Raw genomic sequence first — 11578 nt, 5'->3', positions numbered from 1 at the left:
GCCGTTCCAGCCGGTTCGGGGCAACAGGGAGAGGCCCTGCTAAGAGAGTGTTCATGAAGATTGTCTGTCCTTCCTGCGGTGCGGCCTATCAGGTTCCCGAAGCTCTTCTGGCTAAAAGGCATACGGTCAAATGTTCAGCTTGCGGGGTGAAGTGGCGGCTGACCCCGCCTGATGCACCAGAAGACGCACCCGCAGGCACGATTACTCCCGCGCCAAGCCCCGTTGCTGCTCCTTCTCCCGCAGTCACGGCCCCACCCGTTGAGGACGTGCCAGCAGAGCCTCAGGTTCCGCCGCTGCCGGTGCAAAGTGTTGCGGACAGGCCGGAACTCGCCCCGGAGCAGGTGGGGAACAAGGCAGAACAGGCTGCACCCACCCCAGCGGCAGCAGAAGACACGCAGGCCGAACCGCAGGAGCCGGTAGCACCTTCTGCCGCACCAGCCTCTCTGGAGGCCGAGACGGCCGGGGAGGGGGATCATGCCGACACAGGCATGGCTGTTCCTGCTCCATCTGCTCCACAGGTGGATATTCCTCTTGCATCCTCCCCCATTCAGCCCGAAAGCCAGCCAGAGCCAGAGCCAGAGCCAGAGCCAGAGCCAGAGCCAGAGCCAGAGCCAGAGCCAGAGCCAGAGCCAGAGCCAGAGCCAGAGCCTGTGGTTCCGGTTGTTGCCGTACCGGTAACGCCGGTTGTGGCTCCGGTGCCACCTGCTGTGCCGCAGGTAGCTCTTCCCGTCCAGACAGTCTCCACGTCAGCAGGCCTTGCGCCGATAGCCCCCGTGGTGGAGAGTGCTGTAACACCCGTCCCCACCTCGTCAGGCGCGGTTCAGACGCCGGGCCGGTTGCCAGCCCGTGCGGAAACAGACAGAACAGAGAGTGCACCGCTAGCGGCCCATATTGCGCGTCCGGCCTACAAGCTTGGCACAGGCTCGGCCTTGCAGATGGTGCGCGAGGCTGTGGCCAGCTTGTCCAAACGGGTCGCCGGTACGGATATGCGCGCCCTGCTGCAAAGCGAGCTGTTCTGGCGCAGGGCCTGGGTTGTCAGCTTTGTGCTGGCTGCACTGGTTGTGCTGGGTGTCTGGCACTGGTGGGCGGCGATTGTGGACGCATGGCCTGCCGCAGCCCGGCTCCACCAGCCGGGCTAATACCCATTTTATACCCCGCAGGCCGTGCGGGGCAGGTGGCTGCTAAAAAGAGGCTTAAAGCTTGCGGCCGACCAGCATGGCCAGCGTGGCGCCTGCGGCGGCCACGGCCATAAGCCCCAGACCATCGCAGATCAGTCCGCTTGCGGTCAGTTCGTGCCCGGCAAGCACAATCTGTTCGGGAATGGCGTTGGCAACGCTGGCAATGGCGTCATGCGCCTGCGGGTCGGCTGATGCGGTGGTGCGGGTCAGGGTTTTGACCAGCGCTGGCAGTGCCGCCCATGCGGCCCCTGCAATGAGCAGAAGAGGGGCAAACAGTTCGGCCATCTGCTGCACAAAGTAGAAAACGAAATAACAGGCGGCTCCAATGGCCGTACGCAGCACCCGCAGCCCGGCGGAGGCCGATGTGTTCTGGCGGGAGGACATGGCAAGAGGCTGCTGGGAAGCGGGTATAGGTGTGCGCGTGTCCATGGACCAGTGTTCCTTCAGGTCATCCTAGGCGGAAATGTCAGTCAATCTGCCAACGGGGCAGGCTGCTCAAGTAAAGAGCGGCCTTTATACCGTTCTTGTGTGTGTCTTGCCACCTTGCTTGCAAGGGGACAGATACAGGTGTCATGGTGGTAACGCATTCGAGAGCAGACGGTGGATGTTTTTGTTTGGTATGAGTCTAAAATCAGATTTAAGCGTAAAAAGGATGGGCCTAGGCGTCCAGCTATAGGCAGAATTTATGGATTTTCCTTCCTGCACCATCCTGTTCGCGGGTGTAAATGCAACGTGCGAACAGCAGCTTGTAGCCGAACTGGACAAACGCGGTCTGGGTGTGCGTGTCGCCGCAGATGGCCGCACGGTTTTTGCCGGGTTTGATACCGAACTGCCAAATCTTCTGGTCGTGCAGGACCGTCTGCCCGATATGTCCGCCGCCCAGTTATGCCAGCGTTTGCGGCTGACATCGGCCACGCGGAGTATACCTGTGGTGGTGCTGGTGGATGCGCATGACCCCGAACAGGAGCGGGAAATTCTGGAACGTGGGGCGGACGCCTGCTTTTGCGCCACGGATGACCCGGTTTTTCTGATCTTTCGCATATGCGCGCTCCTGCGTGACTTCGGGAACGAAACCGCCGAGCGCGAGGGCGCCGTTTTTCGCCAGCCATGCGTTTCTGTTGTGACCGCACCAGGAGGTATCTTATGGGCCTGGCCCGACGGGGCGAGCGTTGGCAAAACGCCCCGCCTTGTCCAGATGCTCCGCCAGAACGGTGAGGAAGCAACGCTGGTGGAAGACCCGGACAGGCTTGAACTCTCCAATGTCAGCGCCGGGCGTATCCAGCCTGACTGCATTGTGGTGGACCTGAGTTGCCCGGCCTTTAATGGTCTTGCGCTGGCGCAGACAGTCGCCGCCTTCCGGCGCAGGAGCCGCCAGTGTACCCGTGTGCTGGGGGTGGTCGAGCGCGGCCAGCTGACAGCCGAAAAAATGCGGCTGGTCTTTGACGCCGGTGTGGATGACCTGACGGACTCGGACATAACTCCCGCTCTGCTGGTTGCCCGCATAAGCAGCCTTGTGCGCCGCAAGACCTTGCAGGATGAAGCCCGGCGCGAGGAAGCGCATATAGAAAGTGCCCGTGCCCGTATGGCTCTGGCCGATGCCCTGCGCCGCGTGAATGCGGATCTGGCAGCCGCTAACCGTAAGTTGATTGATGCGCAGGTCAAACTGGTGCAGTCGGCCAAAATGGCGTCTCTGGGGGAGCTTGCCGCGGGTATTGCGCATGAGTTCAATAACCCGCTGGCTTTTGTTCTGGCGCATGAAAATACGGTCAAGCGCAGTATGGCGCAGGCTTTGCAGGCTGTAAGGCAGAACGACATTGGCATGGCCGAAACCGCTCTGACCAAAGGGGCCGAGCGTCTGGCCTCCTCCCTTGTCGGGTTATCAAGGCTGCGGGAGCTGGTGGCCAGCCTGCGGCGTTTTTCCCGTCTGGAGGAAGGCGAGTTCCGTCGTCTGGATGTGCCTGAGGCCATCGCTATGGTGCTGACACTTCTGGCGCCCAAACTCGGGCAGGAAATAGCGGTGGTATGCCGTCTGGAGGCACCGCCGGAACTGGTCTGTCAGGCAGCGCTGGTTAATCAGGTGGTCATGAACATTGTCAGCAACGCAGCCGACGCCATTCTGGAACAGCGCGAAACAGCCCGCAAACAGGGTGGTTCTGCACCGGCCAGAGGCAAGGATCAGATTCTGATCGCCTCTTTTTTGGAAAAGGTGGAGGCCAAAGGGGCCGAAAATTACGTGTTGCAGATATCGGATACAGGGCCGGGAGTGCCGCAGGAATTGCAGGAACGCGTTTTTGAACCGTTTTTTACAACAAAACCTGTAGGCTCGGGGACCGGGCTAGGTCTGGCAACGGCATATGGGGTTGTGCAGGCTCATGGTGGGAGTATTGTTATAACAAACTCGGGGGCTCTGGGCGGTGCCTGCTTTACCATTCGTGTGCCCTATAAATCAGGAGAGGAGAGGCGCGGTGAGCACGTTATATGAACCAACACAGCGCCCTTTTGTGCTCGTTGTGGATGACGAGCCGGAAATTCTGGTCGCACTGTCTGATCTGCTGGAAAGTGCCTACACGGTCCTGACCGCCTCCTCGGGGGAGGAGGGGCTTGAGCGCCTGCGCAGCAACCCCGGTGTTGCTGTTATTGTTTCCGACCAGCGCATGCCGGGCATGACGGGCGATGTCTTTTTGGCCCATGCGCGTGACCTGTCTGCGGCGGGGGCAATCCTGCTCACGGGGTATGCGGATATTTCCGCCGTGGAAGCAGCCCTAAACCGGGGCCAGATCTCCTTTTTTGCGTACAAGCCGTGGGATGATGAAACCCTGCTGTCCATGGTCGGGCAGGCGGCCGCGCGGTATTTTCTGGAAAAAGAGCTGGAGTGCGAACGCCTGCTTCTGCGCGGGCTGCTGGATAACCTGCCCTTTGGTCTTGCGGTCAAGGATCAGGCGGGCTGCTTTGTGCGGCTAAACCAGCAGATGGCAAGCCAGTTGGGCCATACGGTCGCGCAGTGCATTGGCCAGCGCGAAGAGGATCTGGTGGATGGCCCACGGCTGGAAAGCCTGAAGGAAGCACAGGGCCAGCTTGCCCAGACCGGGCGCGACCAGCAGGTGCTTCAGCTCCCGGCGCAGGATGGCCCCGCCCGATGGCATGACCTGACGCGCGTCAGGCTGGATAGCCTGCGCAACACTCCGGTCCAGTCCTCCATGCTCTCGGATTATTCCATTCTGATCGACCGGGATGTGAGCGAGCTTTTAAGTCTGGAGCAGCGGCTGCGGCAGGCACAAAAAATGCAGGCCATTGGCACACTGGCCGGTGGCATTGCGCATGATTTCAATAACCTGCTGACGGCCATTCAGGGCTCTCTGGAACTGGTGCAGGACCTTGAGCCTCCAAAGGAGGCCTCGGTTGTCCGGCTGTATGAAAACGCCATGGAAGCCGCCCGACGTGGCGCGGTGCTCACCCGCAAGCTGCTGGACTTCAGCCGCCCGAGGCATCTGGTCTGCCAGCGGGTGGATATGCATGATGTGCTGGAAAATCTTCAGACCTTCATGAAGCAGGGGAAGGTGCCCGAGGAAATCCGCGGCGCGCTGGATGCGTCCCGGCTGGAGGGCATGAGCCGCTTTAGCAGCGTACGCTTCAATATCCCTCAAGAGCCGCTGCCCCCGGTCTGGACAGATGCCGTCCAGCTTGAGCTGGCGGTGTTCAGCCTGTGTGTGAACGCGCTGGATGCCCAGTCGGAAGGAGGGGAAACCTGCGTTTCCGTCCGTCAGGTTGCGCGCCTGCTGGGGCGGCATGTGGGGCGCGAGCATGCTGGCGCATGGGTGGTCGTGCAGGTGACGGATCGTGGCATCGGCATGACCGAGGACATACGCGCCCGCATTTTTGACCCGTTCTTTACCACGAAAGGCACAGGGCATGGTGTGGGGCTTGGCCTGTCCATGATTTATGGCTTTATCAGCCATTGCGGGGGAGAGGTGCGGGTAGACAGCGTTCCGGGGGGCGGCACGTCCGTTGAGCTATGGTTCCCCGCCATGGATCAGGAGATGGCCGCCGCCATTCCCGCCGTGCCCGCCAGTACGGTGCAGACCATAGCTGCCGTTCTGCCTGAAAACGGTGCAGGCAGCACCATTCTGGTGGTGGATGACGAACCGGGTGTACGTGCGGTGACCAGCGGCTTTCTGCGCCGTGCCGGGTATGAGGTCATGGAAGCGGCCAGTGGTGCCGAAGCCGTGGAAAAGGTGCAGTCCACCCCCGGCATTGCCCTTGTGGTCATGGATGTGATGATGCCGGGCATGAACGGGGGCGAGGCCGCACGGCGCATCCACGACGTGCGTGCAGACCTGCCGGTTCTGTTTGTCACCGGCTATGCGGATTTTGGCGTGCTGCCAGAAGGGGTTGCCGTTTTGCATAAGCCCTACACGCGTGATGCGTTGCTGGGAGATGTAAGGGCTATGCTGGCAGCATAGCCCACCCCCTTGTGTCCTGCGCCAGAACGCCTATTTCTTGGTGTTATGGATAGTTTTCATTCTGCTTCGTCTTCGCATGATCCCGTCGGCTGGCACGGGACCACCATTCTTTGTGTGCGCCGTGGCGCGCAGGTTGCCATGGCGGGGGATGGTCAGGTGACACTGGGCAGCACCGTGATCAAGGGCAACGCCCGCAAGGTCCGGCGCATTGGCCCTTCCGGCACCATTCTGGCGGGGTTTGCCGGTGCTACGGCCGATGCCTTTACCCTGCTGGAGCGGCTGGAAGCCAAGCTGGAGCGCTACCCAAACCAGTTGGAGCGCGCCTGTGTGGAACTGGCAAAGGACTGGCGCACGGACCGTTACCTGCGCAGGCTGGAGGCCATGATGGCCGTGGCCGATGCCGAACACTCCTTTACCCTGACCGGCAATGGCGATGTGCTTGAACCCGAGGATGGTATTATTGCCATTGGTTCGGGGGGGAACTACGCCCTTTCGGCGGCGCGGGCACTGCTGACGGTAGAAGGGCTGGGGGCGGAGGAAATTGTAACCCGCGCCATGAAGATTGCTGGCGATATCTGCGTCTATACCAACCACTCCGTGCGGATAGAAACGCTGGATGCCAAAACGGCGGGAGAGAGAGTCTGATGCAAGCCCCCCATCTTTCCCCGCGTGATATTGTTGCCGAGCTTGACCGCTACATTGTCGGGCAGGGTGACGCCAAACGTGCGGTTGCCATTGCCATGCGCAATCGCTGGCGCAGGGCGCAACTGCCAGAAGTCATGCGTGAGGAAGTTGTGCCCAAGAACATCCTCATGATCGGCCCGACCGGCTGCGGCAAAACCGAAATCGCCCGCAGGCTGGCCAGACTGGCGCAGGCACCCTTCCTCAAGGTGGAAGCCACCAAGTTTACCGAGGTCGGCTATGTTGGCCGGGACGTGGATAGCATTGTGCGCGATCTGGTGGATGCCGCCATTGTCATGCTCAAGGACATGCGCCGCAAGGATGTGGAGGAGCAGGCGACTCAGGCGGCGGATGAACGGATTGTCACCGCGCTGGCGGGTGAAGGTTCCTCGGCCGATACCAAAAGCAAGTTCCGCACCATGCTGCGCAGCGGCCAGCTTGAGGATAAGGAAATTGACATCGCCATAACCGATCCCGCCCCCACGGGCCCGGCGGACATGCCGGGCATGATGCCGGGGAGCGTGATCAACCTTGGCGAGATGATGAAAGGGTTTATGAATCGCGCCCCGAAGCAGAAAAAACTCCGGATTTCCGACGCACGCAAACAGTTGCAGCGTGAGGAAGTCGAGCGTCTGCTGGATAGTGAGAGCCTGACGCGTGAGGCCGTAGCCCATGTGCAGAACAATGGCATTGTCTTTCTGGACGAGATCGACAAGGTCTGTGCCCGCTCATCCGAGGGTGGCGTAAAAGGGGGCGATGTCTCGCGCGAAGGGGTACAGCGCGACCTGCTGCCCCTTATTGAAGGCACGACCGTTTCCACCAAACATGGGCCGGTCAAAACCGACCATATCCTGTTTATTGCTTCTGGTGCGTTCCATCTGGCCAAACCGTCCGACCTGCTGCCGGAATTGCAGGGGCGTTTGCCTATTCGTGTGGAACTGCAACCCCTCTCACGCGATGATCTGCGGCGTATTCTCACCGACCCGGAACACTCCCTGCTCAAACAGTACACCGCCTTGATGAAAACTGAAGGTGTAAACCTGACCTTTGCCGATGATGCCGTGGATGCGCTGGCCGAACTGGCTGCGGACATTAACGAACGGGTGGAAAATATAGGCGCGCGCAGGCTTGCAACAGTGCTGGAAAAACTGCTGGAAGATATTTCCTTCACCGCACCCGAGCGTGGGGGCGAAAATGTTGTTGTGGATGGCGCCATGGTGCGGGACAAGGTGGCCCCACTGGCCCGCAAGGGCGATCTGAGCAGGTTTATTTTGTAATGGAAGCACCTTTTGTAACCCCGCAGGAAGACACTGCGGCAGAAGCCATCGAAGCCATTGGCGACGAACTGGACGTGTTTGATGACTGGATGGAACGCTACCAGTACATCATAGAAATGGGGCGCAAGCTGCCGCCATTCCCACCAGAATGGTGCAATGATGCGCACCGTGTGCCCGGTTGCCAGAGTCAGGTCTGGCTGGAGGCAAAGGAAGCTGATGGCAGGCTCTACTTTGCGGGCCTGTCCGATGCCGCCATTGTCAGCGGGTTGGTGGCACTCCTGCTGCGTGTGTATTCTGGCCGCACGCGGGAGGAAATTCAGGCAACGGACCCCGGTTTCCTGCGTGATCTGGGGTTGGTGCAGGCTTTGTCCACCAATCGCGGTAACGGGGTTGAAGCCATGGCCCGCGCCATGCGCTCGGCTGCTGCCGTATCTGCCTGATCAGGCCCGGTTGTCTGTGCCCCAGCCTGTGGGTTACAGGCTGGTTTGGGGGGAGTGGTGAGATACAAAGTGTTCAGTAGTCCACCACGCCGGGGTAAAAACAGCCAGCAAGATGTTCAATAATCTGTTGGTAACGGGCTTTTTCGGCTTTTGGGTATCTCAGTTCAAAATTTGAGAACTGGTGCTTTTTCCAGAATACCTTGGCGTAAAATTCTGATTTTTCGTCTATATCATCCGAAAGAACGGCCCAGTCCCGGTGAATGGTCCTGTAGGTGATATTGCGCTTTCCTTCGGCGATATAGGAAATTTCCTCCTCGAGAGTTTCAGGGGCGAAGGAGCCGTAAACCAGAAGGTCACCGCCATCTTTGGCCAGAAAATGCTGGCCGTCTCCATTCCCGGCTTCCCCCTGCGGCGTGAAGAGGTGAGCCGGGTAGCAGATCTGATACCCAAAACGTTCGTTTGTATAAGTCTGCCATGTAATGGCCTGTGTTCTGGCTGGTGCACAAAGCGCAGAGGTCGGCCCAGCACTTGCTAAGGCAAACGGCAATGCTCCCAGCAGGAGTATTTTTCGTACACTGACAGACATATCGGTTTTTCCTGCTGTTTTCTTGCAAAGAGCAGCCTACATGGTTCGGCTGTCTGGTGGAATGCAGGTGCTCAGGCACAAAAAAGCCGGTCCCCCATGCGGCGGACCGGCTTTTTTTAAAGTGTGGAAAGCCCGGTGCTTCAGGCGTTCCCTTTTTCCTTCAGCGCTTTCAGCACATCCGCCGGGCGGATGGGCAGGTGGCGCAGGCGCACACCTACTGCGTTGAAAATGGCGTTGCCCACGGCAGGTGCAATGGTTGTAACGCCCGGCTCCCCCAGACCCATGGGTTTTTCCGTGCTGGGCAGGAACTCAACATCCATTTCCGGCACATCCGCAATGCGCAGGGGGGTGTAGGTGTTCAGGTTACGGTCGCGCACGTTGCCGTCCACAATTTCTGTCCCTTCAAACAGGGCCATGCTCAGCCCCCACAGGGCACCGCCCTCGGTCTGGGCAGCGGCTCCGTCGGGGTCGATAATTGTGCCAGCATCCAGCACCAGCCAGATTTTCTGGCAGGTTACAACGCCTGTCTTGCGGTCAACATGCACCTGCACGGCACCAGCCGTCCATGTTGGCATGGCGCGTTCCTGCCCAAAGGTGGTGGCAATGCCAATGGCTGTATCCGCAGGCAGGGACACTTTGCCATAACCACATTTTTCCACCAGATGCCTGAGCACATTGGCCTGACGGCTGGCCCCACCCACGGAGTTGGGGGCGCTGCCTACATTGCGGCCTTTGCTGTCCAGCAGGCTCAGGCGGTAGTCCACCGGGTCCAGCTTACGGGCATGGGCAATTTCGTCCAAAAAGCTCTCATGCGCCCATGGGGTCCAGCCGGAACTGACCGAACGCAGCCAGCCGGGGCGGAAGGTCTCACTTGCCAGTTCATTGTCCAGCGCGCGCACCAGCATGGGGCCGACATCGTACCAGTGGTCGGCACCTGCAATGGCAAACTGGTCATAGGGTTTGCCGTCCGCGCCTTTTTCCATGAATGCGCTGGCCATAACACGGGTTGGCCAGCCAGCGGAGGCATGGTGCTGCCACGCAGTAATTGCGCCGTCCTGCCCCAGTGCCGCGCGGACCGTCTGCACGGAGGGGGAGCGGATGGAGTCAAACAGCACGTCATCCGAGCGGGTAAAGATCAGCTTGACCGGCTTGCCCCCGATGGCCTTGGAAATAAGGGCCGCAGGCACTGCGTAGTCCCCGTTCAGGCGGCGGCCAAAGCCCCCACCCAGCAGGTAGCTGCGCATGACCACTTCGGATTCAGGCACCTGTAGCGCCTTGGCGATAACGGGCAGGAACAGGGTCTGCCACTGGTTGCCGCAATGCACTTCCCATTTGCCTTCGTGCTGGCGGGCCAGCGCGTTCATGGGTTCAAGCTGGTAATGCAGTACGGAGGAGCAGGTATAGGTCTGTTCGACAACCTTGGCGGCTTTGGCGAATGTTTCGTCCACGCCGGGGTCGTTGAACACGCACGAACCACCGGCTTTGTCCGCAATCTGCCTGCGGCCGTAGTCCAGAATATCCTGCTCGGTTACGTTGGCGGTCTTGCCCGGGGTCCAGACAACCTTGAGCGCATCCGTTGCGCGGATGGCCGCAGGGTAGGATGAGGCCAGAACCGCAACCCAGCCCGGTACGGTATCGGACGGGTCTTCGAGCACAATGTAGCGGATGTACCCCTTGACCTTTTTGGCTTCGCTGTCATCCACAGAGACAACTTTGGAGCCATAACGCGTGGGCGGCAGTTTGGGGCGGGCGTACACCATGCCCTCAAGTTTGGCGTCTATGCCGTAAAGGGCGGTGCCGTTGGTTTTGGATGGAATATCCAGCGCCTTGACATCTTTGCCAATCAACCGGTGCTCGGATGCAGGCTTGAGCGGCAGCTTGGCCATTTCTTCTGGCGTATAGGTTTTGGTCGGGTGCGCACGGCTGACAATATCGCCGTAGCTGATCGACCGGCCGCCAGCAATAACCTGCCCGTTGCGGGCAATACAGGCAGCGGGGGAAACACCCAGCAGTTTAGCACCCTGTTCCACCATGACCGTGCGCGCAGCAGCCCCGGCCTGACGGAACTGGTCCCACGTCATCCACACGGACCAGGAGCCACCTGTTACCATAAGGCCCCATTTGGGGTCTGTATCCACATAGGTAATGCGGACCTTGTTCCAGTCGGCTTCCATTTCATCCGCAATAATGCGGGCAAGGGCTGTGCCAATATGCTGGCCCATTTCCGCACGGATGATGTTCACGTTCACCCAGCCATCGGGGGCAATGGAGCACCAGATCGTGGGTTCAAAGGCGGCGGCTTCCTTCAGGGCTTCCGGTGCGCCCTGCGGGTAAACCTGCGCTGCCTTGCCCTGGCGGGCAAACCCGAACAGAAAGGCAGAGCCTGCGGCGGTGAGCAGAAAACTACGGCGCGAAGGCCCACGGCCCGCCGCCCGGTCCTGCTGTGCGGCAATACGTTCGAGCTTACCCATTGGATGCCTCCTCCTTGCGCAGGGCGGCAGCTGCTTTTTTAATGGCTTTGCGAATACGGACATAGGTCATGCAGCGGCACAGGCTCCCGCCCATAACACCATCAATTTCCTCATCCGTGGGGTCGGGGTAGTCCTTTAACAGGCTCACGGCCTGCATGATCTGGCCAGACTGGCAGTACCCGCACTGGGGAACCTGAATGTCCTTCCATGCTTCCTGCACGGCATGTCTGCCATTGGGGTCCAGCCCTTCAATGGTGGTAACATCAGCCCCTTCCAGCGAACTGAGCGGAGTAATGCAGGAACGGGTTGCCCGGCCACCAACCAGAACGGTGCAGGCACCACACTGGCCTACGCCACAGCCAAACTTTGTGCCTGTCAGGTCCAGATCATCACGCAGCGCCCACAGCAGGGGGGTGTCGTCCGGCACATCGACAGAAACGTCACGGCCATTGAGTTTGAATTTTACCATCTCGTGCTCCGTGGTC

Annotated in this window: 10 protein-coding genes; 6 read left to right on the top strand and 4 right to left on the bottom strand. The window is 60.1% G+C overall.

All coding sequences use genetic code 11. From position 1 onward, the window contains the following. Positions 1-53 precede the first annotated feature (53 nt). On the top strand, positions 54-1139 hold the full coding sequence (locus HNR55_RS01365; protein WP_166110301.1) for a zinc-ribbon domain-containing protein: 1086 nt from the start codon (positions 54-56) through the stop codon (positions 1137-1139). Between the two features lie 54 nt (positions 1140-1193). Here HNR55_RS01365 and HNR55_RS01360 read toward each other — a convergent pair whose 3' ends face one another. Next, positions 1194-1607, bottom strand: a complete 414-nt coding sequence (locus HNR55_RS01360) for a hypothetical protein (RefSeq protein WP_166110298.1) — start codon at positions 1605-1607, stop codon at positions 1194-1196. A 256-nt stretch (positions 1608-1863) separates the two neighbouring features. Here HNR55_RS01360 and HNR55_RS01355 point away from each other — a divergent pair, with 256 nt between their 5' ends. From HNR55_RS01355 to HNR55_RS01335, 5 genes are read left to right on the top strand one after another with little or no spacing between them, the layout of a single operon-like run. Beyond that, complete coding sequence (locus HNR55_RS01355) at positions 1864-3660, top strand: ATP-binding protein (RefSeq protein WP_166110295.1); 1797 nt, start codon at positions 1864-1866, stop codon at positions 3658-3660. After that, positions 3644-5638, top strand: coding sequence for a response regulator (locus tag HNR55_RS01350; RefSeq protein WP_166110292.1), 1995 nt, complete (start codon positions 3644-3646; stop codon positions 5636-5638). Before HNR55_RS01355 ends, HNR55_RS01350 begins: the two co-directional genes overlap by 17 nt. 45 nt (positions 5639-5683) lie before the next feature. Next, complete coding sequence (hslV, locus tag HNR55_RS01345) at positions 5684-6283, top strand: ATP-dependent protease subunit HslV (protein WP_166110289.1); 600 nt, start codon at positions 5684-5686, stop codon at positions 6281-6283. Further along, the gene (gene hslU / locus HNR55_RS01340) at positions 6283-7596 is read left to right on the top strand and encodes an ATP-dependent protease ATPase subunit HslU (RefSeq protein ID WP_166110286.1); all 1314 of its coding nucleotides are present in this window, start codon (positions 6283-6285) and stop codon (positions 7594-7596) included. Before hslV ends, hslU begins: the two co-directional genes overlap by 1 nt. After that, the gene (locus tag HNR55_RS01335; RefSeq protein ID WP_095348939.1) at positions 7596-8036 is read left to right on the top strand and encodes a SufE family protein; all 441 of its coding nucleotides are present in this window, start codon (positions 7596-7598) and stop codon (positions 8034-8036) included. The genes hslU and HNR55_RS01335 overlap by 1 nt, the downstream gene beginning before the upstream one ends. A 73-nt stretch (positions 8037-8109) precedes the next feature. Here the strand turns inward: HNR55_RS01335 and HNR55_RS01330 are convergent, their stop codons facing one another. The 3 genes from HNR55_RS01330 to HNR55_RS01320 all read right to left on the bottom strand — a co-directional run bounded on the left by HNR55_RS01330 (position 8110) and on the right by HNR55_RS01320 (position 11562). Further along, entirely contained in the window at positions 8110-8622 is a 513-nt protein-coding gene (locus HNR55_RS01330; protein ID WP_166110284.1) for a hypothetical protein, read from the bottom strand. Between the two features lie 140 nt (positions 8623-8762). Further along, entirely contained in the window at positions 8763-11093 is a 2331-nt protein-coding gene (locus HNR55_RS01325; RefSeq protein ID WP_166110281.1) for a xanthine dehydrogenase family protein molybdopterin-binding subunit, read from the bottom strand. Continuing rightward, complete coding sequence (locus HNR55_RS01320) at positions 11086-11562, bottom strand: (2Fe-2S)-binding protein (protein WP_166110278.1); 477 nt, start codon at positions 11560-11562, stop codon at positions 11086-11088. Before HNR55_RS01320 ends, HNR55_RS01325 begins: the two co-directional genes overlap by 8 nt. Between the last annotated feature and the right edge of the window lie 16 nt (positions 11563-11578).

The organism is Acetobacter lovaniensis (assembly GCF_014207635.1).
GTDB lineage: Bacteria > Pseudomonadota > Alphaproteobacteria > Acetobacterales > Acetobacteraceae > Acetobacter > Acetobacter lovaniensis.
This window is presented reverse-complemented; position numbering and strand designations above follow the sequence as displayed.